The following is a 23,499-nucleotide window of genomic DNA, read 5'->3' as shown; positions in this document are numbered from 1 at the left end:
ATCCATTCGGGAGAGAGTGAGTAGATGAGCAGTGCTGTAAGCCTTTCACCTTCCGCGCCGGGTGTTGCCGGCGCGGGGGCGAGCAATGACCACAAGGTGCCCCCCGTGACAGACATGGCCCGGATGATCGGCCTGACCATTCCGGTGGCCTGCCTGCCCGATGTCGTGGCCAATACGGCGTTGCTGCAGGGCTATGCCGACCTCGTGGCAGGCTTTGTGCTGCCCGATGACTGCGAGCCAGCCTACGAGTATGCGCCATGACCGCGCGCGCCATGGGGGCAGCGCTTGGCATCGCCGCTGACATACGCGCAGGCCGCCGCAACGCCGTGGGCGTGGTCACGGCGGTCATTGCCGATATCGAGGCCCGTGATACCCGCTTCAATAGTGTAACCCGCATCCTTGGCCCCGCCGCCGTGGCGCAGGCCGAGGACGTGGACAAGGCAATTGCCGCGGGCCGCGACCCCGGCCCGCTCGCGGGCGTGCCTTTTGGCGTAAAAGACCTGTTTGACGTACGCGGCGAGGTGACCACCGCAGGCTCCATCGTGCTGCGCGACAACCTGCCCGCCACCGAGGATGCCACCGTCATCGCCCGCCTGCGTGCCGCAGGCGCCGTGCCGGTGGCGACCCTGAACATGGATGAATTTGCCTACGGCTTCTCCACCGAGAACGCGCATAACGGCACCACCTGCAACCCGCATGACCGCACCCGCCTGGCCGGTGGCTCGTCGGGCGGGTCGGCTGCCGCCGTGGCGGCGGGGCTGCTGCCCTTTACCCTGGGCTCGGACACCAATGGCTCGATCCGCATCCCCTCCGCGCTGTGCGGGGTGTGGGGGCTCAAGCCCACCTACGGGCAGGTGCCGCTGCGCGGGGTCTATCCGTTCGTGGCCAGCCTCGATACCGCAGGCCCCATGGCCGACACGCTTGAAGACCTGATGGCGGTATACGGCATCATGTCTGGCCGGGACGTGTCGGCCCTGCCCGATGTGGCATCCGTGAAAGTGGCGCGGCTGGGGGGCTGGTTTGCCCGCAATGTCAGCACTGAGCTGACGGCTGCGATTGATGGCGTGATGGCGCATCTGGGCCATGACAGCGTGATCGAACTGCCCGAGGTGGCGCGCGCGCGGGCCTCCGCCTTCCTCATCAGTGCGGCAGAGGGGGGCAACCTGCACCTGCCCCGCCTGCGCAGGCGCTCCATGCAGTATGACCCCGCCACCCGCAATCGCCTCATGGCGGGTGCCATGCTGCCTGCCGCCACCTTTGTGCAGGCGCAGCGCTTCCGCCGGTGGTTCCGCGCGCAGGTGCATGCGGCCTTTGCGCAGGCGGATGTGCTGGTGGCGCCCACCACGGTGGGGGTTGCACCGCGTATCGACCAGCCTTCCATCATGGTGGATGGCAAGAGTGTTTCCGCGCGGGCCAATCTGGGCATTTACACCCAGCCCATCAGCCTGGCCGGGCTGCCGGTGCTGGCCACCCCGCTGGCCGTGGACGGCCTGCCGCTGGGCATCCAGCTGATCGGCGCGCCGGGGGCCGAGGCGAAACTGTTCGCCGTGGCCGCTGAACTGCAACGCGCGGGCCTGGCCGCCTGCCGCCCGCTTGATGCGGGTTACGCGCGGAAGGAAAAGGCATGCTGAACACGCCGCGTTCATGCCGGGGGATGGTCACATCCCCCCACCACCTTGCCAGCCAGGCTGGCCTTGACGTGCTCAAGGCGGGCGGCACGGCCATTGAGGCCGCTGTTGCCACCGCCGCGGCGCTGGCCGTGGTCTATCCGCACATGACCGGCATTGGCGGTGATGCCTTCTGGCTGACCATGTGGCCCGATGGGCGGGTTGAAACCATCGATGCCTGCGGGGCTGCGGCAGGCAAGGCGGATGCCGCGTTCTATCACGCGGCGGGCCATGACACGATTCCGTGGCGTGGCCCGCTTGCGGCCAATACGGTCGCGGGCACCGTGTCGGGGTGGGAGATGGCCCTGTCGTGGAGTCATGCCATGGCGCCGGGCCTGCCCCTAGGCCGCGTGCTGCGTGATGCGCTGTACTATGCCGAGCAGGGCGTGCCCGTCACGGCGGGCGCCGCCGAGATCACCCGCCAGAAGGTGGAAGAACTCAAGGACGTGCCCGGCTTTGCCGCACAGTTCATGCCCGGCGGCAAGCTGCCGCAGGCAGGCGACATCCTGCATAACCCGCGCCTGGCCGCGACCCTGCGCCAACTGGCTGATGAAGGGCTTTCCAGCTTCTATCGCGGCACGGTGGCGCGTGAACTCGCCGCCGACCTCGAGGCCCTTGGCAGCCCGCTCACCCTGGCCGACCTGCAGGCGCACAGGGCGACGCACCAGCCCGCACTTCATGCCCGCATTCACGGCGCGGACCTGTACAACATGGCGCCGCCCACGCAGGGCGTGGCCTCGCTGCTGATCCTGGCGCTGTTTGACCGGCTCAAGGCCGCGAACGCGGATGATTTCGATTACCTGCACGGGCTGGTCGAGGCCACCAAGCAGGCCTTCCGCTACCGCGACACGCATGTGGGCGATCCCGCCTACATGACCGTACAGGCGCAGGACATCCTTGATGACCGCAAGGCGCTCGACCGCATGGCGGCAAGCATCGACCCCAACAAGGCAGCGCCGTGGCCGTGGCAATCGCAGCAGGGCGATACGGTGTGGCTGGGCGTGATCGATTCCGACGGGCTGGCCGTGAGCATGATCCAGAGCCTGTATTTTGAATATGGCTCCGGCGTGGTGCTGCCGCGCACCGGCGTGGTGTGGCAGAACCGGGGCACCAGCTTCGGCCTTGACCCGCAGGGGTGGAACGGGCTGCAGCCGGGCCGCAAGCCGTTCCATACGCTCAACCCCGCCGGCGCGCGCTTCGAGGATGGCCGGACCATGGTGTACGGCACCATGGGCGGCGAGGGCCAGCCCCAGACACAGGCGGCCCTTTTCACCCGCTACGCGCGGTACGGCATGCCGCTGCAGCGCGCCATCACCGCCCCGCGCTGGCTGCTGGGCCGCACATGGGGGGAATCCAGCGTCAGCCTGAAATATGAGGACCGCTTCAACCCCGAGGTGATCGCCCGCATGAGTGCCGCAGGCCACCAGATGGAACGCGTGGCGCCATTTTCCTCCATCATGGGGCATGCGGGCGCGCTGGTGCGCCATGACTCCGGCCTGCTGGAGGGGGCGACCGACCCGCGCAGCGATGGGTGTGTCGCAGCATGGTAAACGCAGGAGGCAGCATGGATCAGCCTTCGGGCCAGCGCGCGGTGGCACGCTGCGCCGAACTCGGCCGCGCACCCTATTCCGAGATGGAGGGTGGGCTGTTCCGCCCCTATCTCGGCCCATCCTACCGCGCCACCTGCGAGCGGCTGGCTACATGGATGCACGCGGCAGGCATGACCACGCGCATGGATGCGGCGGGCAACCTGCTGGGCCGCTACGAGGGCCTTGCGCCTGACGCCCCGGTGCTGCTGCTCGGCTCGCATATCGACAGCGTGCGCGATGGCGGCTTTTTTGATGGCATGCTCGGCGTCATTCTTGGCATCGAGACCGTGGCCCATTTCGCGGCAGCGGGCAAACGCTTCCCCTTCGCGCTGGAAGTCATAGGCTTTGGCGATGAGGAGGGGTCGCGCTTCCCGTCCGGCATGCTGACCTCGCACGCCGTGGCGGGCGTGCTCGAAGCCCCTGATCCCGCCATGAGCGACTGGAGCGAGACCGCAACGCTGGCCAGCGCGCTGGAAGGCTTCGGGCTGGATGTGGGCCAGATGCACAAGGCATCACGCAGGGGCGAAAAGATCCTCGCCTATGTCGAGGCGCATATCGAGCAGGGGCCGGTGCTCGAGGCCGAAGGCCGGGCGCTGGGCGTGGTCAGCGCCATTGCCGCCCAGCATCGCTACCGCATGACCCTGCGCGGCATGGCGGGGCATGCGGGCACCGTATCGATGGACCTGCGGCGTGATGCGCTGGCGGGTGCTGCCGAGATCATCCTCGCCGCCGAGCGCATTGGCCGCGCGGGCACCGACGGGCTGGTGGCCACCGTGGGATCGCTTGACGTGATGCCGGGTGCGGCCAACGTGGTGCCGGGCGAGGTGGTGTTCACCCTTGACGTGCGGGCTGGCACCAATGCGGCGCGTGACCGGGCCGCCCGCGAAATCCTGGCCGTGGCCGAGGCGGTGGCAAAAAAGCGCGAGCTGGAACTTGCCATCAGCATGCAGCAGGATCTTGATGCGACCCCATGTGATCCACGCCTGACCACCTTCATGGAACAGGCCGTGCGCGACGTGACGGGGGCCGAACCGCGCCTCCTGGTCAGCGAGGCGGGGCATGATGCCATGATCATGGCGCATCTGGCCCCGGTTTCCATGCTGTTCATCCGCTGCGCGGGTGGCATCAGCCATAACCCCGCTGAATCCGTGACCGATGCGGATACGGATGCAGCCCTGCAGGCGATGATCGCCTTTATTGGACTTTTTGAGAGACATTTCGGATGACCCAGACCTTTTTCGGCCAGATCAACCCTCCCGCCCGGCTGCTCATGGGGCCGGGGCCGGTCAACGCCCACCCGCGCGTGCTGCGCGCCATGGCGGCCGACATGCTGGGCCAGTTCGACCCCGAGATGACCGAATACATGAACCAGACGATGGACCTCTACCGTCAGGTGTTCATGACCAATAACCGCTGGACCCTGCTGGTCGATGGCACGGCGCGCGCGGGCATCGAGGCGGCCCTCGTCTCGCTGGTCGAGCCGGGCATGAAGCTTTTGATCGTGCGCGCGGGGCGTTTTGGCCTGCTGCTTTCCGAGATCGCGCAGCGTATCGGCGCCGAGATCGTGACGCTGGACCTGCCCTGGGGGGAGGTGGCAAGCCTTGAGCAGATCGAGGACGCCATCGTAACCCACCGCCCGCATGTACTGGCCTGCATTCATGGCGATACCTCCACCACCATGGCCCAGCCGCTTGATGGCGTGGGGGCACTTTGCCGCAAGTATGACGTGCTGTCCTATGTTGATACCACGGCCACCCTGGGCGGCATGGAAGTGGCCACCGACCGCTGGGGCGTGGACGTGGTGAGCAGCGGATTGCAGAAGTGCATGGGCGGCCCGCCGGGCTCGGCCCCCATCACCATCTCCGACCGCGCGGCCGAGCACATCTTCGCCCGCCGCCATGTCGAGGCGGGCATTCGTGGTAGCGACACGACAGACGGCACGCGCGTGCGCATTCCGTCGAACTATTTCGATCTGGCCATGGTCATGGATTACTGGTCCGAAAAGCGCCTCAACCACCACACCGAGGCGACCACCATGCTGTACGGCGCGCGTGAAGCCGCCCGCGTGGTGCTTGAGGAAGGGCTTCAGGCCCGCTTCGCCCGCCATGCGGCAGCATCGCGCGCGGTGTGCGCCGGGCTGCGCGCCATGGGGCTGGAACTGTTTGGCGGCGACGAACACCGCATGACCAACGTGACCGGCGTGTACATCCCCAAAGGCATTGATGGGGAAAAGGTGCGCGGCCGCATGCGCGAGGATTTCGAGATCGAGATCGGCTCCGCCTTCGGCCCGCTGCAGGGCAGGATCTGGCGCATCGGCGCCATGGGCTACAACGCCGAGAAGCACAAGGTGCTGCTGACCATGGGCGCGCTCGAGACCGTGCTGCGCCATGAAGGCCACGGCTTTGCCGCGGGTGCGGGCGTCGATGCCGCCCTTGCCGCTTATAACGACTGATAATGGGAGACCACGGCGTCATGTCTGACACAGGTGCCTATCCGCGCGACATGGTTGGTTATGCGGGCAACCCGCCAGATGCAAAATGGCCTGGCGGGGCGCGGATCGCGGTCCAGTTCGTCATCAATTACGAGGAGGGGGCCGAGAACTCGGTCCTCCATGGGGATCGTGGGTCGGAGGCATTCCTGTCCGAGATGGTGGGGGCGCAGTCCATTCCCGGCGCCCGCGCCATTGCGATGGAAAGCCTGTACGAATACGGCTCGCGTGCCGGGTTCTGGCGGCTGCACCGCATCTTTACGCAGCGCAAGCAGCCGCTCACGGTGTTTGCCGTGGCCGCCGCCATGGCGCGCAATCCTGCTGCAGTTGCCGCAATGAAGGATGCCGGGTGGGAAATCGCCTCCCACGGGCTGCGCTGGATCGACTACCAGCACGTGCCCGAGGCCGTGGAGCGCGCCCACATCCTTGAATGCATCGCGCTGCATGAAAAACTGACCGGATCGCGCCCGCTGGGCTGGTACCAGGGCCGCACCAGCCCCAACACCGCCCGCATCGTGGCGGAGGAGGGCGGCTTTGTGTACGACGCCGATTCCTACGCCGATGACCTGCCCTATTACGACCGCAGTTCCGGCCGGGCGCAACTGATCGTGCCCTATACGCTCGATGTGAACGACATGCGCTTCGTGGCGCTGAACGGCTTTACCGAGGGCGAGCAGTTCTTCAACTACCTGCGCGACACGTTTGATGAACTGTACGAGGAAGGGGCGGACAAACCACGCATGATGTCCGTCGGCCTGCACTGCCGCGTGGCGGGCCGCCCCGGCCGTGCGCGGGCGGTGGCGCGCTTCCTTGACTATATCGCCCAGCGCGAGAAGGTCTGGGTCGCCACCCGGCTGGACATCGCCCGGCACTGGCTGGAGACGCACCCGGCATGAACCGCGTTTTTGACCGGGTGAATTCACTCTCCGCCGTGCGGTTTGTGGAACTGTTTGGCCCGATATACGAGCATTCGCCGTGGGTTGCGCAGCGCGCCCATGGCCATGCGCCCTTCAGTGGGCAGGATTCCATGCTGGCCGCCATGGCGCTGGTGCTGGAACAGGCGCAGGAGGCCGAAAAGATGGCCCTGATCCGCGCTCACCCCGAACTGGCACAGCGCATGGGGGTTGACCCCACGCTTACCTCGGCCTCGGCTGCGGAACAGGCCTCCGCCGGGCTGGACCGGCTGACGCCGGATGAGTTTTCCAGCTTCCGCGCGCTCAATGAGGCCTATGCGGCCAAATTCGGCATGCCCTTCATCATCTGCGTGCGGCGCTCGGACAAGCAGGCCATCCTCAACGGCCTGCGGACCCGGCTGGAAAACACGCCCGAGGTCGAGCAGCAGACCGCGCTGGCCGAGATCAACAAGATCGCAGCCCTTCGCCTGGCCGATGTGCTCGAACGCCTGGAGCATGAAATATGAGCACGCTTTCCACCCATGTGCTTGACCTCGTATCGGGCAGGCCCGCCGCTGGCATGGCCATCAGCCTGTGGGCCGGGCAGGACTGCCTGTTCCGTGGCGTGACCAACGCCGATGGCCGCTGCCCTGAACTGGGCGAGCAGATGGGCGAGATGCGCCCCGGCGCCTACCGGCTGGAATTTGCCGTAGCCGCCTATTTTCGCGCGCAGGGCGCAGCCTTGTCCGAGCCGCCTTTCCTTGACGTGGTGCCGATTGCATTCGGCATGGCGGCAGCGGGGGCCGATGGCAGGGGCGGCCATTACCATGTGCCGCTCCTGGCCTCGCCGTTCGGGTTCTCAACCTATCGCGGTAGCTGAAAACCAGACGTTTCCGGTGAAGCTTTTTTCAAAAAGCTTAAAAGGACATGACGCCTCGCCGTGCCTCAGCGCGGCGGGGGCGCGGTGGGCGCATCAACAACCAGTTTGGCCAGATAGATCAGGGTCTACGCACCAAGGCTGTGATAGGGTGGTAGCCGGGCATTGAGCGCCACGATCTGCGCGAATTCCCTGACAGACAGCGGCACATTCTCATCACACCGATGATCGCATAATGTCCCGAAGGCCAGCGGGCATTCATTGAAATCGACATATTCCAGGGCGGGCAGGCGTTTTCCCTCTGGCATCCGCCCTACAAAAAGGTGGCCAGAGGCCCGGATGTCTTCCCTGATATCCGTCATGCTGCTTCCATTACATCATTAAAAAAGGGCCGTGGCATGAAACGCCACGGCCCTTTTTGCATGCTCCTGCGGCAGGCTGGCCCGCCGCAGGATGCACCGAAATCAGGAAACAGCCTGCTTCAGCGCCGCCGTCAGGTCGGTGGTGCTGGCCTTGCCGCCCAGGTCGCCCGTGCGCACGGCACCCGAGGAGATGACTTTCTCGATGGCCTTGTCGATGCGGGTGGCCAGGTCCTGGCGGCCCACATGCTGCAGCATCATGTTGGCAGCGAGCAGCAGCGAGGTCGGGTTGGCCTTGTTCTGGCCTGCAATGTCGGGGGCCGAGCCATGCACGGCCTCGAACACGGCGGCCTTCTCGCCAATATTCGCACCCGGTGCCAGGCCAAGGCCGCCCACGAGGCCAGCGGTCAGGTCGGACAGGATGTCGCCAAACAGGTTGGTGGTGACAATGCAGTCATACTGCCACGGGTCGGTCACGAGCTGCATGGCGCAGGCGTCAACGATGCGCTCGTTCACTTCCACGCGGCCTTCATATTCCTTGGCGACCTTGCGGCCTTCCTCAAGGAACAGGCCGGTCAGCAGCTTGAGGATGTTGGCCTTGTGCACCAGTGTCACGCGCTTGCGGTTGTTCTTGACCGCATATTCAAAGGCATAGCGCACGATGCGGTTGCATTCCGCGCGCGAGGTGTAGCCTGCGCTGGTGGCGATGGCATGCGGGTCGTCGCCAACGGGAATGTAGTTTTCGAGTGCGGCGTAATAGCCCTCGAGGTTCTCGCGGAAGATGACGAGATTGATGTTCTCGAAGCGGCCGCCCGGCACGATCGTTTTTGTGGGGCGCACATTCGCGAACAGGCCGAACTCCTGGCGCAGTGTGACGTTGATGGACTTGAAGCCGCCACCGACGGGCGTGGTCAGCGGGCCTTTCAGCGCAAGGCCGGTGCGGCGGATGCTCTCGATCGTTTCCTTGGGCAGCGGGCTGCCGGTCGCCTCAAGGGCGGAAACGCCACCAAGCGCCTTTTCCCATTTGAAGGGGGCGCCAACCGTATCAAGGATCTCGACAACGGAGTCGACAATTTCAGGCCCGATTCCATCACCGGGAATCAGGGTAGCGGGAATTGTTTTTTCTGCGGACATTCTCGAACGTCTCCCTTTAGTGCTTGCTACTGAAAAGCGTTTCAGCATGCGCACCGGCTTGGCGGACCCGGTTCGTTGCCGGGTGCCCCGTCGGAACTGGTTAAAAGTCCTAGGCCCCCCAGTCCGGCGTGACAATCGGGCCACGGGGCCGGGCTGGCGGTTTTACAGTCACATTATCCGGCGTGCAGCGGCGCGCAGGCCGCCGCAAGCCATGCACGCGCCGGAGTTTGCAGATGCGGCGCGATGCTTTCAAAAACCCGTGCATGATAGGCATCAAGCCATGCCGTCTCGGCCGCTGACAGGCTGGCGGCGTCAACCAGCCGCCTGTCAAAGGGGGCCAGCGTCAGCACTTCGAATTCCAGAAACGACCGGTTGGCCTCGCCCACATTGCTGGGCTGGACCAGATGCAGGTTTTCAAGCCGGATGCCAAACGCGCCGGGGCGGTAATAGCCCGGCTCGTTGGACAGGATCATGCCCGCATGCAGCTTTACGGGCCGGAACACGGGCGAGATCGTGGCCGGTCCCTCATGCACCGACAGGTAGCTGCCAATGCCGTGGCCGGTGCCGTGGTCGTAATTCAGCCCGCCCTCCCACAGGGCATGGCGGGCGAGCGCATCAAGCGCATGCCCGGTCACACCAGTGGGGAAGCGCGCGCGGGCAAGGGCAATATGCCCGCGCAGCACGCGGGTAAAGGCATCGCGCGCATCCGCATCGGGCGCATCCGGCCCGGTCCAGATGGTGCGGGTGATGTCGGTGGTGCCGAAGGGATACTGCCCGCCGCTATCAATCAGATAGACCTCGTTGGGGCGCAGCGCCCGGTTGCTTTCGGCGGTGACGCGGTAATGGATGATCGCGCCATTCGGCCCCGCGCCGGAGATGGCGGGGAAGCTTTCCTCGCGGTAATCCGGGCAGTCCTTGCGAAAGCCATTGAGCGTTTCAGCCGCATCGAGTTCCGTGGTGCGGGCCGCATTGTCATCCAGCCAGTGCAGGAAGCGGCAGATCGCAACACCATCAAGCAGGTGGGCACGCCTGCTGCCGTCCTGCTCGGTCGGGTTCTTGATGGCCTTGGGCAACTGGCAGGGATCATCCTTGCGAATGACCGTGGCCCCGGCCTGTTCGAGCACCTGCATGAACCAGATGGCATTGCGGGCGGGGTCAACCTGCACGCGGGCCGGGGCGAGGGCGCGCAGGCTTTCCTCCAGTGCTGCGGGCGGCAGCAGGGTTACGTCGGCACCCAGCCAGTCGCGCGTCTGCTGCGCCACCTTGGCGGGGTCGATGAACAGCGTCACCCGCCCGTCATCATGCACGATGGCAAAGCTCAGGCTGAGCGGCGTGTAGGGCACGTCGGTGCCGCGAATATTGAGCAGCCACGCAATCGAAGCCGGGTCGCTGAGCACCAGCGCGTGCTCGCCCGCCATACGCAGGCTGGCGGCAATGGCGTCGCGCTTGGCCGCACTTGCCTGCCCGGCCCAGATTTCGGGTTGCGGCACGCAGGGCGTGCAGGGCGGGGCGGGGCGGTCGGTCCAGATCTGGTCCACTGGGTTCTCGGCCAGTGGCACGAGTGTCAGCCCCGCATCATTGAACGGGCGCAGCGCGCTCTCACTGGTCAGGCGCGGGTCGTAGCCAATGCGCAGGGTGGCCCCATGCTGCGCCAGCCAGCCTGCGGGCGGGGTCTGGGTAATGTGCAGCCGCTCCCAGGTCGCGGCGTCAACCTGCTGGTCCATCTGGGTCATGTAGCGCCCGTCGGAGAACACGGCGGCGCGGTCGGGCAGGATGGCCGCAAGCCCCGCGCTGCCGGTAAAGCCGGTAAGCCAGGCGAGCCGTTCCGCGCAGGAGGCGACATATTCGCCCAGATGCTCATCGCCACGCGGCAGGATGAAGCCGTCCACGCCCATCCGGCTCAGGGTCGTGCGCAGGGCATCGGGGCGGTTCGGGGCAGGCGACATGGGCATATCCTTGAGGGGGTTGGAACTTACACCGGCGACATGATGCGGTACAGGAACAGAAGGTCCATCCAGCGGCCATACTTGGTGCCGCATTCAGGCAGCAGGCCCCCATGCTGGAAGCCAAAGCGCTCATGCAGCTTGCGCGAGGCGATGTTGGTCGAGGTAATGCCCGCGATCATCACATGCACGTCCGCCGCCTTCGCCCGCTCGCACAGGGCCTGCAGCAGGGCGCTGCCAATGCCCTGGCGCTTGTAGGCGGGCGCGATATAGAGCGAGTGCTCCACCGTGTGCCGGTAGCCTGAAAACGGGCGGAACATCTTCCAGCTACTGTAGCCCGCAACATTGCCATCAGGCATCTGCGCCACCAGCACGGGAAAGCCGCTGGCCTGGCTGGTGTGCAGCCACTCCAGCCGGGCCTCGAGGGTGGTTTCCTGCGTTTCCCACATCGAGGTGCTGTTGCGGATGGCGTGGTTGACGATCTCGACAATGGCCGGAATATCGTCATCCGTCGCATCGCGGATCAGGAGGGCGGGCGTGTCAGCCATGGGGTTTGCGCAGGATCAGCGTGCCCCAGTCTCCCTCGCGCAGGTGGCGCTCGAGAACAAGCCCGTGGCGTCTGTGGGCGGCCAGCACCATGCGCACCTGCGTGTTGAGCAGCCCGGCCAGAATGGCGGTGCCGCCGGGCATCAGGTTGAGCGCGAGGTCAGCGGCCATGGCGCAGAGCGGGCGGGCCAGGATGTTGGCGAATACAAGGTCGTATGGCGCATGGTGGCGGATGGCGGGCGTGGACCAGCCATTGCCCAGATGGCAGTCAACCAGGTTGGCCAGCCCGTTCATGGCGGCGTTGCGCTTTGTCACCCGCACCGACCACGGGTCGATATCGGTGGCCAGCACCGGCTTGTGCAGCAGTGCCGCCGCCGCCATGGCCAGGATGCCCGAGCCGCAGCCAAGGTCGAGAATGCGCTGAGGTTTGCGGTAGGCCACCATTTCAAGCGCGCGCAGGCAGCCGCGCGTGGAGCCGTGCTCGCCCGAGCCGAAGGCAACGCCCGCATCGAGTGTTATGGTAATGCGCTGCGGGTTGGGCGCATCCTCAAGGTGGGTGCCGCGAATGGCGAAGCGCTTGCCCGCAAGCTGCTCGGGGAAGGATTCATAGGTGCGGGCCAGCCAGCCTTCGGCCTCGGTGTGGCTGCGCTCGAGTTCGGCATCCACACCGCTGGTCAGGGCGGCAAGGATGAGGGCCGCGCGCAGTTCGTCCTCGCCGCTGCCGGTGTCCTTCACCCCTTCCACGCGCCACAGGGTCTGGCTGTCATCGAGTTCAAAGATGCCGATGGTGGCGCATACGGTGGCGAGGGCGGATTCATACGCCTCGACCGCATCGGGCGGAATGGTGACCGATATGGTTTCAAGTTCGGTGGCGTGACGCCGGGGGGAAAGGCTCATCTATACCTGCTCAACAAATTTATCGATCACCCGCTTGGGGCCTGCTTTTTCAAACGCGACTTCCAGCCGGTTTCCCTCGACCGAGGTAATCGTGCCGTAGCCGAATTTCTGGTGGAACACACGCGCCCCCACCTTCATGCCCGCAGCCGGGGCGGCTGTGGGGGTGACGTCATGCACCCTTCGCGCTGCCACGAGCGGGAAGGGGGATGAGCCGAACACCCCAGGCCGACCGAGGAAGTTGCGGCGGCTGTTGGCGCTGTCGCCCCGGCTTTCAATGTGCTCGGCGGGCAGTTCTTCCACAAACCGGCTGGGAATGGCGGACTGCCAGCTACCATAGATGAGCCGGTTGGCTGCGTGGCTGATGATGGCCAGCCTGCGCGCGCGCGTAATGCCCACATAGGCCAGGCGGCGTTCTTCCTCCAGCCCCTTCAGCCCGCCTTCATCGAGCGTGCGCTGGGAGGGGAAGACCCCTTCCTCCCATCCGGGCAGGAACACGGTGTCGAACTCAAGCCCCTTGGCGCCATGCAGCGTCATGATGCTCATGCTGTCATCGCCCGCCTTCGCCTCGGTATCCATGACAAGGGCGACATGTTCTAGGAAGCCGCCAAGGTTCTCGTAATCCGCCAGCGAGCGCACGAGTTCCTTGAGGTTCTCGATCCGGCCCGGCGCGTCGGGAGATTTGTCGGCCTTCCACATCCCGATATACCCGCTTTCTTCCAGCAGGTTGTCGATGGCCACGACATGCCCTTCGCGCCCGGCCTGCTCGCGCGCGGTGGCGAGTGCGTGCATGAGCGCGGTCAACTGTTCCTTTGCTTTGCCTTTGATCTCGCCGGTGGCGAGCATTTCCAGCACGGCGGCGGTCAGCGGTATCTGGCGCTCGCGGGCGTGCATGTGCAGCTTCTGCAACCCCGTGGCGCCCACGCCCCGGCGCGGCACGTTGATGATGCGCTCGAACGCCAGGTCATCGGAGGGCTGGCTGACCACGCGCATATAGGCAATGGCATCGCGGATTTCGGCGCGTTCATAAAAGCGCAGGCCGCCTACCACGCGGTAGGGCAGGCCGAGGGTGATCAGCCGCTCCTCGAACGCGCGGGTCTGGAAGCCCGCGCGCACGAGGATGGCGATCTCGCTCATGGCGTGGCCATCGGCGCGCAGGCGTTCGATCTCGGCGCCGACCATGCGGGCCTCGTCATCGGAGTCCTGCACGGCAATCACGCGCACCTTCTCGCCTTCCGCATCCTCGCGGCCGGGGTGCAGCGTCTTGCCAAGGCGTTCCTCGTTATGGGCGATCAGGCCCGAGGCCGCGCCAAGGATCTGGCGGGTGGAGCGGTAATTGCGCTCAAGGCGCACCACGTGCGCACCGGGGAAGTCACGCTCGAAACGCAGGATGTTCTCCACCTCCGCCCCACGCCATGAGTAGATGGACTGGTCATCATCGCCCACGCAGCAGATGTTGGACGGCTGGCCCGGCCTGTGGGCCAGAAGCCGCAGCCACAGGTACTGGATGGTGTTGGTATCCTGGTATTCATCAACCAGGATGTAGCGGAAGTAGCGGTGATACTGCTCCAGCACGGCAGGGTGTTTGCGCAGGATTTCCGTCATGTGCAGCATCAGGTCGCCAAAGTCGCAGGCGTTGATCTGTTTCAGCCGGTTCTGATAGTCGGTATAGATCTCGGCGCAGCGACCGTTGGCGAAATCCGTGTCCTCGGCGGCCGTGATGGCGTCGGGCACGAGGCCGCGATCCTTCCAGCGCTGGATCACGCCCATGATCGCCTGTGGCGGCCAGCGCTTGGTGTCGATACGGTAGGGCTCGAGTACCTGCTTGAGCAGGCGCAACTGGTCATCGGTATCAAGGATGGTGAAGCTGCTGGTAAGGTTCACATATTCCGCATGGCGGCGCAGCATGCGCGCGCACAGCGCGTGGAAGGTGCCCAGCCATAATCCTTCCGCCGGTTCGCCCAGCAGGGCGCTCACGCGTTCGCGCATCTCGCGCGCAGCCTTGTTGGTGAAGGTCACGGCCAGGATCTGGTTGGGCCGCGCCCGGCCCGAAAGCAGGATATGCGCGAACCGCGTGGTCAGCACCCGCGTCTTGCCCGTGCCCGCGCCGGCAAGGACCAGCAGTGGGCCGTCGGTCGTCTCGATCGCGGCGCGCTGCTCGGGGTTGAGGCGGCTGAGGTATTCCGGCGCGTTGCCGGTAGGGATAAGGCTGTCCATCACGCTTTCTTCTATACCAATCCGGGCAGTGCGCACCAATGCTATCGGGCATGGGGAGGGGTCATGAAAGAAACAAAACCCGCAAAAACACCGGCACGGGTCGGCCCCGGCGGCCACAGGGCGCGCATGCGCCAGCGCATTCGCGTGGCGGGCGCGCACTCGCTGGCCGATTATGAACTGCTGGAGATGCTGCTGTTCGCGGCAATCCCCCGGCGCGACACCAAGCCGCAGGCCAAGGCGCTACTGGTAGAATTTGGCAGCCTCGAGGCGGTGCTTGAAGCCCCGCCTGCCGCCCTGCGGGCCGCGGGGCTAGGGCCGCGCGGGGTGGCGGTCATGGGCGTGCCGGGCGAGGTGGCGCAGCGTCTGGCCCACGCCGACCTGCGCGCGCAGGTTGTTTTTACCGACATGGCGGTGCTGCTCGATTACTGCGACCGCCTGCCAGCCTGCACGCCTGATGGCATGCGGATGTTCTACCTTGATTCAGCCCGCCACATGCTGGCCGATGAGGTCGTGCCTGCAGGCCCGGCCCCCGAACAGTGCCGCGCGGTGCTGGCCCGCGCGCTTGAACTGCATGCGGTCTCGCTCATTGCGGTGCGCGACATGGGCCAGCAGGCCCCCCCATCGCCCGAAAGCCTGCCCGAACTGCGGTTTTTGCGCATGCTGCACGCGCATGCCCGCCTGCTTGGCCTGATGTTTCAGGACTGCCTGGTGCGCGGGGCGGGGCAGGTGGTGAGCCTGCGGGTGCTGATGGAGCGCTAGGTGTGGGGATGCGCCTCGGCTGCCGCGAATTGCTGGCGGATGGAGGCCAGCAGTTCGGAGGGCTGGCTGACCAGCGCATCCGCACCCGCCTGCACCAGTTCCTCGCGCGTGCCGTAGCCCCACAGCACGCCCAGCGCGCGCACATGGTTGGCATGCGCGCCGCTGATGTCAAAGCGGCGGTCGCCAATCATCAGCGCATCTTCGCGGTTGACCGCGTATTCACGCAGCACGGCGGCGATCAGTTCGGGCTTTTCGGCCCCGCTTTCATCCTCGCGCGCGCCGGACAGGCCATCAAAATACTGCACCAGCCCACGCATGTGCAAAATCTTGCGCGCAAGGTAGCGCGGCTTCGAGGTGGCCACGAACAGCCGCACGCCTTCAGCCGAGAGGGTCTCGATCACCTCGCGCATATGCTCGAATACCGGGCTTTTGTGCATGCCCCCCGACTCGTAGTGCTTGCGATACAGCGCCATTGCCTCCTGCACCCGGTCATCGCCATACTGTGCGAGGATGTGGCCGATCAGTTCCTCAAGCGGCGGGCCGACCACCCAGGTCAGGTCCATCGACAGGTCGGGCTCATGCCCGAGGTCGCGTAGTACGGCATGGATGGATTCGACAATGCCATCACGCGAGCGGATGATGGTGCCATCAAGGTCAAAAAGTACGGTATGGGACTGATGAAGACGCATGCAGGTTCATAACCTCCTTATTTTGTCGCCATCATGCACCATGGCGGCGTGTCCTGTCCTGCAATTGTTGGGGAAGGGCCGTTTTGTCCGACCATAAGCCGCCCGCCCCCGCATCGGTGCCTCTTGGTGGCAGCATCAGCCGCGCGCAGGACCATGCCTTCCTGCATCGCCTCATCCGCACGCTTGATACGGCGCATCCCGCCCCCGACCGGCTGGCAGCCAGCCTTCTGGCCCGTTTCGGCTCGGCGGGCATGGCGCTATCGGCGCATGTGGGCGGGCTTGATGAAGTGGCGGGGCGCGAGGCGCTCGTGCCGCCGCTGCTCGCGGTGGCGCGCGAGGCCGCGCTAAGGCTGTATCGGAGCCGGGTGCGGCGCACGGATGTGCTCGCGGGCCGCAAGGGGCTGGAGGCTTACCTGCAGGCCTGCATGGGCCATGAGGTGATCGAGCAGTTCCGGGTGCTGTTCCTTGATGGGGCATGCCACCTGCTGGCCGATGACCTGATGGGCACCGGCACGGTCAACCATTCCCCCGTCTACCCGCGCGAGATCATGCGCCGCGCCCTGCAACTGGGCGCCGAAAAGCTGGTGCTGGCCCATAACCACCCTGCGGGCCGCCCCGAGCCATCAGGTGCCGATATCGAGATGACCATGCGCATTGCCCAGATCGGCAAGATGATGGGCGTTGTGGTGCATGACCACATTATCGTGGGCAACAGGCGCACCCACAGCTTTCGCGCCATGGGGCTGATTGCCTGAGTATTCGTGGTCGAGATAAAGTTCCGGGTGCCGCCTTTTTTGATAAGGCGGCATTCTTTTGAAGCTTTTTGCAAAAAGCTTCACCAAAAACTCTATTTGCCAGCCGCGTCGTCTTTTGGGTTCACGGGCGTTGCCAGTGGGCCAAGGGCGGCTTCAACACCGAACTCACCGGGCAGGCTGCCGGGCGGAAAGATCACGTTCACATGCCCCATCTTGCGCCCCGGCCGGGCCTCGGCCTTGCCATAATGGTGGGGCAGCAGGCGCGGGGTGGCCATGATGTCGGGCCACAGCGTCATGTCATCGGGGCCGATCAGGTTTTTCATCACCGCGTCGCTATGGCGGGTGGCAGGTGGCAGCGGCAGATTGGTTACAGCGCGCACATGCATCTCGAACTGGTCCACCGGGCAGGCATTCATGGTCCAGTGGCCGGAATTATGCGGCCGCGGCGCGATCTCGTTCACGCGCAGGCTGCCATCATGGTCCACGAACATCTCCACCCCCAGCAGCCCCACAAGGCCGAGGGCCGAGGCAATGCGCCGGGCCAGATCGCGCGCCTGCGCGGCAAGGTCAGGGCTGATGCGCGCAGGGGCCAGGCTGATGTCGAGAATGCCGTTGCGGTGGCGGTTCTCGGTTACATCAAAGGTGCTGACATCGCCGCGTTCGTTGCGAGCCACCATCACGCTCACCTCGCAGGCGAAGCGGATCATGCCCTCGGCTACCAGCGGGTGGGGGCGCAGCGTATCGAATGCGTGGTCGAGGTCGGTCGCGCTGTGAATGCGGGCCTGCCCCTTGCCGTCATAGCCCAGCCGGGTGGTCTTGAGAATGAAGGGATAGCCCAGCGCGTCCGCCGCGCGGTCAAGGTCGGCCCGGCTTTCAACCGCGTGCCAGGGGGCGACGGGAATGCCGTGCTCGCCCATGAAGGTTTTCTCGGCAATGCGGTCCTGGCTGATGCGCAGGATCGCACCCGCCGGGTGAACCGGGCGCAGGCTCGAGAGCAGGTCCAGCCCGTCGGCGCTGATGTTCTCGAACTCGAAGGTGATGACATCCACCGCACCGGCAAAGCGGCGCAGGGCATCGTGGTCATCATAGGCGCCAAGGGTCACGGCATGCGCCACCTGGGCTGCCGGGCCATCGGCCTCGGTGGTCAGGATATGGGCGCGGTAGCCAAGGCGGGCGGCGGCAATGGCTGACATGCGGCCAAGCTGGCCACCGCCCACAATGCCGAGGACGGAACCGGGGGGCAGCATGCTCATCGGGTCGGCTCATCCGCCACGGCCGCCGTCTGGGCCGCGCGCCACGCTGCCAGCCGCGCGCCCAGCGCCGGGTCGGACAAAGCGAGGATGGCAGCCGCCATTAGGGCGGCATTGGTCGCCCCCGCCTTGCCAATGGCCAGCGTGCCCACGGGAATGCCGCCGGGCATCTGCACGATGGAAAGCAGGCTGTCCATGCCCTTGAGCGCATGCGATTCGACCGGAACCCCCAGCACCGGCAGCGCCGTCCAGGCCGCACACATGCCCGGCAGGTGGGCCGCTCCACCCGCGCCTGCGATGATGACCGAAAGCCCGCGCCCCTGCGCGGCTTTTGCATATTCCGCCAGCCGGTCGGGCGTGCGGTGGGCGGAGACGATGCGCACCTCATGCGCAACTTCAAGCTTTTCCAGCACGGCGGTGGCGTGGCGCATGGTTTCCCAGTCGGACTGGCTGCCCATGATGATCCCCACGCAGGGGGAGGAAGAAGGGTGGCTCACGGTTTGAAATACTCTCGTCAGGTCGTCAGGCAATACTGTCGGGGATCAGGCGGCTTTCCAGCCAGGTGATCTCGTCCTTGAGCAGCAGTTTGCGTTTTTTCAACCGTTGCAGTTGCAACTGGTCCGCCATCTGCAGGGCCATGCGGCTTATGACCGTATCAAGGTCACGATGTTCGCTGCGCAGTTCATGTAGTTTGCGAAGGAGGGTCTCGCGATCTGTCAGCATGGCGGCTCATCTGTTCGGTGGGCAGGGCCCTAGTCTAAGCATATCCGCGCCAAAAGGCGAAATGCGTGCGCCTTGCCCCACGGTCTGCAATTTTAGCATGGAATTTGCCTGCGCGTCTGGTCTAGCCTGATCGGGTCGTAGCAAAGACGCTGGAGGGTTCCATGTCGTATGAAGCGCGTATCAACAGCCTCAAAACACGCCATGCGCGGCTTGATGCCCGCATTTTTGATGAAGACCGCCGCCCGCTGCCCGATGAGGGCGCGATAAGGCGGCTCAAGCTGGAAAAACTGCGCGTAAAGGAAGAAATTGAGCGACTGGCCAGGCTGGGCTGAACAAAAGGCCCTGCTTTTCCGCCCGGCGGGCATGCCGCCGGGCGGTCAGGCTTACAGTGCGTGCTCGCTGTCGTCGTCCAGTTCAAGCGGCGGGGGAACGGCCTGGCCTTCACGGGCAAGGCGTTCATTGGCGGCAGCAACCATGGCATTGAGGTCGGTCTGGCTGCACAGGCCCAGTGTCACGGGGTCACGCGGCTTGATGTTGGGGCTGTTCCAGTGCTGCTTGCTGCGCACTTTCTCGATCGTGTCCTTGGTGGTGCCCAGCAGCTTGCTGATCTGCTGCTCGGACAGCTGCGGGAAGTTGCGCAGGATGAACGCAATCGCATCCGGCCGGTCGTTGCGCTTGGCTACCGGCGTATAGCGCGCGCCCTTCGAGCGGCGGTTGATCGGGTTGGCAGGCGGCAGGATCTTGAGGCGCGACTCAGGGTCTTTCTCGCAGCGGTCGATTTCCGCCTGGGTCAGCTGGTGGTTGGCAATCGGGTCATAGCCCACGATTCCCTGCGCCACTTCGCCATCGGCGATGGCCTGCACCTCAAGGGGGTGCATTCCACAGAATTCGGCAATCTGGGTAAAGGTCAGCGCCGTCTTTTCAATAAGCCACACGGCGGTTGCCTTGGGCATCAGGGGCAGGGCAGTCATTGTCACTCAGGTCCTACAGCGTGTGGCGCCACACGCAGGCACCTGAAATGGTGTGTGAAACGGCTCCATCCCGAAGCGGGAACCGTGCGTACCTGCTGGCGCGCTTAAACGGAAAACACTCGTGGAAGTGATATGAAGGTTGCAGACGCCAAAGGTCAAGACATCAATCCGCCCGCGCCTGATGTTTCGCATCCATCAGCCCGGAGCCTGAAAAGATGCGGGCAGTCATGCCGACGTGCGTACCGTACAAAAACGGGGGCAGGCCATCTGGCCCGCCCCCGCAATCAATGACCCTGTTCAGGCCGCGCAGCCACACGCGGCGGGCTGTGGGGCAGGGGTGGCAACACAGGCGGGGGCGGGCTGCGCATCCTCCATGGCCACGACCTGCCCTGACGAGATGGGAATGCGGCGCGGCTTGAGCGCCTCGGGCACGATCTGGCGCACGGCAATGCGCAGCAGGCCGTTGGTCATGTCCGCCTTTTCCACCACCACATGGTCGGCCAGCACAAAGCGGCGCTCGAACGCGCGTGTGGCAATGCCGCGATGGAGCATCTCGCGGTCCTGCGTGTTTTCCGCCACGCGACCGGCCACGATCAGCGTGTTGTCCTGCACGGTCAGTTCGATGTCATCGGGGCCGAAGCCTGCCACCGCCATGGTCAGGACATAGCGGGCATCGGACAGCTTTTCGATATTGTAGGGCGGGTAGGACGGGCTGACCGGATTCTGGGCCGCCGTATCGACAAGCTGGGCCAGTCGGTCAAACCCGATCGCGCTGCGAAACAGCGGTGCGAAATCATAAGCCATGTTCAAAACCTCCATGAAGCAAGGTCTGCGGTAGGCGGCCCCTCGGTCGAGCGGGCCGCGCTTTGGGGAAGATGCGAACCCGCTCGGGCGTTCGCATGGTCCAGACATGGGAATGCCCGGCCCCCCGTTCAAGGGACCGGGCATTGCCCGTAACCGCAGTGTATGTTCGGTGGAGGTAAGGGTTATCAGCCCTTCTTGCGCTGGCCCAGCGCGCCGAACTTCTTGTTGAACTTGGCGACCTGGCCCCCGGTGTCCATCATGCGCTGCACGCCGGTCCACGCCGGGTGGGACTTGGTGTCGATGTCGAGGCGGAGCGTATCGCCCGGCTTGCCGTAGCAGGAGCGGGTCTTGTACTCGGTGCCATCGGTCATGATGACATTGATCTCGTGGTAGTCGGGGTGGATGCCGGATTTCATTTCAAAAAACTTTCGCGCTGGGCCCACCGATGCCGACCGGGGGCGTATGTTCGGCTGGCCTATAGACGAGATGGGCGCCCGAGATCAACACCCGATGGCAAGAAAACCCACGCCCGTGGCGGCAGGCAGGGTGTTACCGCGTTGCATCAGGGGAGCGGAATGGCAAAAAAGCGGCGTTGATGCAGTCGTCACGCGCGCCCGATGTTGCTAGGAGTAAATATCTTCTGCGAAATAAAGGATTGGCGTTAATGGCAAAACTGCCGGATCACGTGCCTGAACTGCACGTCAAGGATATTCATGTACCCGGTTGGCTGGGCGAATTCCGCAACTTTCTCATGCGCGGCAACGTGGTTGACCTCGCCGTCGGTGTTATCGTCGGCGCGGCGTTCACGGCTATCGTGAACAGCCTGGTGAAGGATATCTTCACCCCCATCCTTGGCCTGCTCATTGGCGGCATCGACTTCACCAACCTGTTCATCACCCTGCGCGGCCCGCATCTGGCCACGCTGGCCGATGCGCAGAAGGCTGGCGCGGTTACCCTGAATGTGGGCCTGTTCCTCAATGCCGTGATCCAGTTCGTCATCATCGGTTTCGTGATTTTCTGGGTGGTCAAGGTCATCAACCGCCTGACTGCCAAGAAAGAAGCCGAGAAGCCGGCAACGCCGCCCGCCCCCCCGCGCAGCGAGTTGCTGCTGCAGGATATTCTCGACGTGCTCAAGACCGAAGCCGCCCAGAAGGGCGAGGCCCCCAAGGCCTGAATACACGCTCCGGCGCCGTGTTCTGGGCGCGGGGCAAGGAACGGGCACCCTGTCGGGGGTGCCCGTTTTTTTGTGCCCTTTCATGCCCTTGTGTCCGGTGGCCTAGGTGCCCACTATTGCAGGCGCGGGTTGATCACATGCGGTGTTTGTGTAACCCGGTGGCTGTGACCCGCCCGTCTGGCCAGACCACGGCGCGGGGCATGCGTTGTGCATGAGAGAATTTTCACAGCCGTTACAGGGTTGGCGCTACATGATTGATATTCGACGACATGTCCGTTCCGGCATGCTGCTTGTGGCGGCGGCCAGCCTGCTTGCGGGCTGCCATGGCCCGCAGCGCCCGGACATGGCGCGCCTGCTCGGCCCGGCCCAGGATTACCTGCTGGTCTCGACCTATTTTATGGCCGAGGGCAGCCTTGTCAGCCGCCTGCAGGATGGCGGGCTTTCAGGCCAGCAGGTGTATGACATGGCCACCTCGCTCAAATACGGCAAGCACACGATCATGGCCGTGCTGCAAAAGCCCTCGCGCCGCGCGCGCCGCGAAGGCCAGCAGGCCGTAGCCCTGATGGTGGCCTGCGCCAATCAGCCCGACCCTTCCACGCTCAATGGTGTTGCACCCCCGCGCTGCCTTCCCGGCGCGCCGCTCATGCCCGTCAATGCAAAAGGGCAGGTCGTGCCGCCATCGGCCGGACCTGCCCCCAGATAGTGTGAAACGTTTTTGGTGAAGCTTTTTTCAAAAAGCTTCAAAAAATGCCGCCTTTTTGAAAAAAGGCGGCACCCATAAACTTTTACTTTTTATCGGTCATACTCTCAGGAACGCGTGGGCGGCCGTGCATCCCGCCGCAGCCGCTTCTCGCCCATCAGCAGTAGCAGGGGCGCTGCGATGAAGATGGAAGACGACGTGCCCACCACGATCCCGAACAGCATCACCCACGCAAAGCCGGACAGGCTGGCCCCGCCAAACAGGGCCAGCGGCAGGGCCGCCAGGAACACGGTGCATGACGTGCCCAGCGTGCGGCTCAGCGTCTCGTTGATCGACAGGTCAATCAGTTCGGCGAGCGGCATGGTGCGGTATTTGCGCAGGTTCTCGCGCACGCGGTCATAGACCACCACCTTGTCGTTGGTGGAGTAGCCCAGAATGGTCAGGATGGCCGCCACCATCACCAGATCGAACTCGAAATGCGTAATGACCAGAAAGCCGATGGCCTTGGTCAGGTCCAGCACCAGCGTCACCACCGCGCTGACCGCGAACTCCCATTCAAAACGGAACCAGATATAGGCCAGGATCATCAGCAGGCTGATGCCCAGCGCCAGCATGCCGTTGCGGAACAGTTCCTTCGACACCGAAGCCCCCACCGCATCCGCCCGAAGCACCTGGGCTCCGGGCAGGGTGGCGATGGCATGGCGCACGGAGTCGACCATGGCCTGCGTGCGGGCCTCGTGGTCGGGTTCGCTCTCAGGCGGCGTGTCGAGGCGGATCAGCACGTCATCGGGGCCGCCAAAGGACTGCACGCCCGCAGCCGAGACATGCTCCTTCGCCAATGCGGCGCGGATGACGTTGAAATCAGCCGGCCCCTGCGTGCGGGCCTCGACCACGATGCCGCCCCTGAAATCCAGCCCCAGCGTCAGCCCGGGGTGGAAGAACAGGATCAGCGAGGCGATGGACAGCACGGCAGACGTGGCCAGCCCGATAAAGCGCCCGCGCATGAAGTTGATTTTCGTGCCACGCGGCACGAACCGGAGAAGGGGACGATCAAACATCATTCGGCG

Annotated in this window: 27 protein-coding genes; 13 read left to right on the top strand and 14 right to left on the bottom strand. The window is 65.0% G+C overall.

Annotated elements, in window-relative coordinates:
- Positions 1–24 precede the first annotated feature (24 nt).
- From QEG70_RS06455 to uraH, 8 genes are read left to right on the top strand one after another with little or no spacing between them, the layout of a single operon-like run.
- On the top strand, positions 25–261 hold the full coding sequence (locus QEG70_RS06455) for a DUF4089 domain-containing protein (protein WP_308719919.1): 237 nt from the start codon (positions 25–27) through the stop codon (positions 259–261).
- Complete coding sequence (locus QEG70_RS06450; protein ID WP_308719918.1) at positions 258–1,631, top strand: AtzE family amidohydrolase; 1,374 nt, start codon at positions 258–260, stop codon at positions 1,629–1,631. Before QEG70_RS06455 ends, QEG70_RS06450 begins: the two co-directional genes overlap by 4 nt.
- Positions 1,625–3,217 (top strand): gamma-glutamyltransferase family protein, encoded by a 1,593-nt coding sequence (locus tag QEG70_RS06445; RefSeq protein ID WP_308719917.1) that lies wholly within the window; start codon positions 1,625–1,627, stop codon positions 3,215–3,217. Before QEG70_RS06450 ends, QEG70_RS06445 begins: the two co-directional genes overlap by 7 nt.
- Entirely contained in the window at positions 3,211–4,482 is a 1,272-nt protein-coding gene (locus tag QEG70_RS06440; protein WP_308719916.1) for an allantoate amidohydrolase, read from the top strand. Before QEG70_RS06445 ends, QEG70_RS06440 begins: the two co-directional genes overlap by 7 nt.
- Complete coding sequence (locus tag QEG70_RS06435; protein ID WP_308719915.1) at positions 4,479–5,708, top strand: pyridoxal-phosphate-dependent aminotransferase family protein; 1,230 nt, start codon at positions 4,479–4,481, stop codon at positions 5,706–5,708. The genes QEG70_RS06440 and QEG70_RS06435 overlap by 4 nt, the downstream gene beginning before the upstream one ends.
- A gap of 20 nt (positions 5,709–5,728) precedes the next feature.
- On the top strand, positions 5,729–6,640 hold the full coding sequence (puuE, locus tag QEG70_RS06430) for an allantoinase PuuE (protein ID WP_308719914.1): 912 nt from the start codon (positions 5,729–5,731) through the stop codon (positions 6,638–6,640).
- Positions 6,637–7,164, top strand: a complete 528-nt coding sequence (gene uraD / locus QEG70_RS06425; RefSeq protein ID WP_308719913.1) for a 2-oxo-4-hydroxy-4-carboxy-5-ureidoimidazoline decarboxylase — start codon at positions 6,637–6,639, stop codon at positions 7,162–7,164. The genes puuE and uraD overlap by 4 nt, the downstream gene beginning before the upstream one ends.
- A complete protein-coding gene (gene uraH, locus QEG70_RS06420) occupies positions 7,161–7,517 on the top strand; it encodes a hydroxyisourate hydrolase (RefSeq protein WP_130729995.1) in 357 nt (118 codons plus the stop codon). Before uraD ends, uraH begins: the two co-directional genes overlap by 4 nt.
- Positions 7,518–7,642: 125 nt before the next feature.
- On the opposite strand, the gene QEG70_RS06415 is transcribed toward uraH, so the two are convergent.
- The 6 genes from QEG70_RS06415 to QEG70_RS06390 all read right to left on the bottom strand — a co-directional run bounded on the left by QEG70_RS06415 (position 7,643) and on the right by QEG70_RS06390 (position 14,607).
- Positions 7,643–7,876 (bottom strand): MafI family immunity protein, encoded by a 234-nt coding sequence (locus QEG70_RS06415; protein WP_308719912.1) that lies wholly within the window; start codon positions 7,874–7,876, stop codon positions 7,643–7,645.
- A gap of 102 nt (positions 7,877–7,978) precedes the next feature.
- The gene (locus QEG70_RS06410) at positions 7,979–9,007 is read right to left on the bottom strand and encodes an isocitrate/isopropylmalate dehydrogenase family protein (protein WP_110566483.1); all 1,029 of its coding nucleotides are present in this window, start codon (positions 9,005–9,007) and stop codon (positions 7,979–7,981) included.
- Between the two features lie 173 nt (positions 9,008–9,180).
- Positions 9,181–10,959 (bottom strand): M24 family metallopeptidase, encoded by a 1,779-nt coding sequence (locus QEG70_RS06405; protein WP_374762557.1) that lies wholly within the window; start codon positions 10,957–10,959, stop codon positions 9,181–9,183.
- Between the two features lie 20 nt (positions 10,960–10,979).
- A complete protein-coding gene (locus QEG70_RS06400) occupies positions 10,980–11,498 on the bottom strand; it encodes a GNAT family N-acetyltransferase (protein ID WP_078526824.1) in 519 nt (172 codons plus the stop codon).
- Positions 11,491–12,393, bottom strand: a complete 903-nt coding sequence (locus tag QEG70_RS06395) for a 50S ribosomal protein L11 methyltransferase (protein ID WP_308719910.1) — start codon at positions 12,391–12,393, stop codon at positions 11,491–11,493. The genes QEG70_RS06400 and QEG70_RS06395 overlap by 8 nt, the downstream gene beginning before the upstream one ends.
- On the bottom strand, positions 12,394–14,607 hold the full coding sequence (locus QEG70_RS06390) for an ATP-dependent helicase (protein WP_308719909.1): 2,214 nt from the start codon (positions 14,605–14,607) through the stop codon (positions 12,394–12,396).
- Between the two features lie 63 nt (positions 14,608–14,670).
- On the opposite strand from QEG70_RS06390, the gene QEG70_RS06385 reads away from it, so the two are divergent.
- On the top strand, positions 14,671–15,366 hold the full coding sequence (locus tag QEG70_RS06385; RefSeq protein ID WP_308719908.1) for a JAB domain-containing protein: 696 nt from the start codon (positions 14,671–14,673) through the stop codon (positions 15,364–15,366).
- On the opposite strand, the gene QEG70_RS06380 is transcribed toward QEG70_RS06385, so the two are convergent.
- Positions 15,363–16,055 (bottom strand): HAD hydrolase-like protein, encoded by a 693-nt coding sequence (locus tag QEG70_RS06380; protein ID WP_308719907.1) that lies wholly within the window; start codon positions 16,053–16,055, stop codon positions 15,363–15,365. The genes QEG70_RS06385 and QEG70_RS06380 overlap by 4 nt on opposite strands.
- An 83-nt stretch (positions 16,056–16,138) precedes the next feature.
- On the opposite strand from QEG70_RS06380, the gene QEG70_RS06375 reads away from it, so the two are divergent.
- Positions 16,139–16,810, top strand: a complete 672-nt coding sequence (locus QEG70_RS06375; protein WP_308719906.1) for a JAB domain-containing protein — start codon at positions 16,139–16,141, stop codon at positions 16,808–16,810.
- 92 nt (positions 16,811–16,902) lie between these two features.
- Here QEG70_RS06375 and QEG70_RS06370 read toward each other — a convergent pair whose 3' ends face one another.
- From QEG70_RS06370 to QEG70_RS06360, 3 genes are all read right to left on the bottom strand, one after another.
- Positions 16,903–18,063 carry a 5-(carboxyamino)imidazole ribonucleotide synthase gene (locus tag QEG70_RS06370; RefSeq protein ID WP_308719905.1) on the bottom strand — a complete coding sequence of 387 codons (1,161 nt, stop codon included), beginning with the start codon at positions 18,061–18,063 and terminating at the stop codon, positions 16,903–16,905.
- A complete protein-coding gene (gene purE / locus QEG70_RS06365; RefSeq protein ID WP_308720209.1) occupies positions 18,060–18,518 on the bottom strand; it encodes a 5-(carboxyamino)imidazole ribonucleotide mutase in 459 nt (152 codons plus the stop codon). The genes QEG70_RS06370 and purE overlap by 4 nt, the downstream gene beginning before the upstream one ends.
- Positions 18,519–18,582: 64 nt before the next feature.
- Entirely contained in the window at positions 18,583–18,783 is a 201-nt protein-coding gene (locus QEG70_RS06360; RefSeq protein ID WP_308719904.1) for a YdcH family protein, read from the bottom strand.
- Positions 18,784–18,944: 161 nt separating this feature from the next.
- On the opposite strand from QEG70_RS06360, the gene QEG70_RS06355 reads away from it, so the two are divergent.
- Entirely contained in the window at positions 18,945–19,115 is a 171-nt protein-coding gene (locus QEG70_RS06355) for a YdcH family protein (RefSeq protein ID WP_078526835.1), read from the top strand.
- A gap of 51 nt (positions 19,116–19,166) precedes the next feature.
- Here the strand turns inward: QEG70_RS06355 and QEG70_RS06350 are convergent, their stop codons facing one another.
- The 3 genes from QEG70_RS06350 to rpmE form a co-directional block, all read right to left on the bottom strand.
- Positions 19,167–19,754, bottom strand: coding sequence for a DUF1013 domain-containing protein (locus QEG70_RS06350; RefSeq protein WP_308719903.1), 588 nt, complete (start codon positions 19,752–19,754; stop codon positions 19,167–19,169).
- 297 nt (positions 19,755–20,051) lie between these two features.
- Complete coding sequence (locus tag QEG70_RS06345) at positions 20,052–20,558, bottom strand: Hsp20 family protein (RefSeq protein ID WP_308719902.1); 507 nt, start codon at positions 20,556–20,558, stop codon at positions 20,052–20,054.
- Between the two features lie 185 nt (positions 20,559–20,743).
- The gene (gene rpmE, locus QEG70_RS06340; protein WP_061272648.1) at positions 20,744–20,974 is read right to left on the bottom strand and encodes a 50S ribosomal protein L31; all 231 of its coding nucleotides are present in this window, start codon (positions 20,972–20,974) and stop codon (positions 20,744–20,746) included.
- A 248-nt stretch (positions 20,975–21,222) separates the two neighbouring features.
- Between rpmE and mscL the strand changes: the two genes are divergently transcribed.
- Both mscL and QEG70_RS06330 read left to right on the top strand, forming a co-directional pair.
- On the top strand, positions 21,223–21,732 hold the full coding sequence (gene mscL, locus QEG70_RS06335) for a large conductance mechanosensitive channel protein MscL (RefSeq protein ID WP_078526841.1): 510 nt from the start codon (positions 21,223–21,225) through the stop codon (positions 21,730–21,732).
- Between the two features lie 250 nt (positions 21,733–21,982).
- A complete protein-coding gene (locus QEG70_RS06330; RefSeq protein ID WP_308719901.1) occupies positions 21,983–22,435 on the top strand; it encodes a hypothetical protein in 453 nt (150 codons plus the stop codon).
- Between the two features lie 104 nt (positions 22,436–22,539).
- Here the strand turns inward: QEG70_RS06330 and secF are convergent, their stop codons facing one another.
- Positions 22,540–23,490, bottom strand: coding sequence for a protein translocase subunit SecF (secF, locus tag QEG70_RS06325; protein WP_308720208.1), 951 nt, complete (start codon positions 23,488–23,490; stop codon positions 22,540–22,542).
- Between the last annotated feature and the right edge of the window lie 9 nt (positions 23,491–23,499).

The organism is Komagataeibacter xylinus (genome assembly GCF_031081985.1).
Lineage (GTDB): Bacteria > Pseudomonadota > Alphaproteobacteria > Acetobacterales > Acetobacteraceae > Komagataeibacter > Komagataeibacter xylinus_E.
This window is presented reverse-complemented; position numbering and strand designations above follow the sequence as displayed.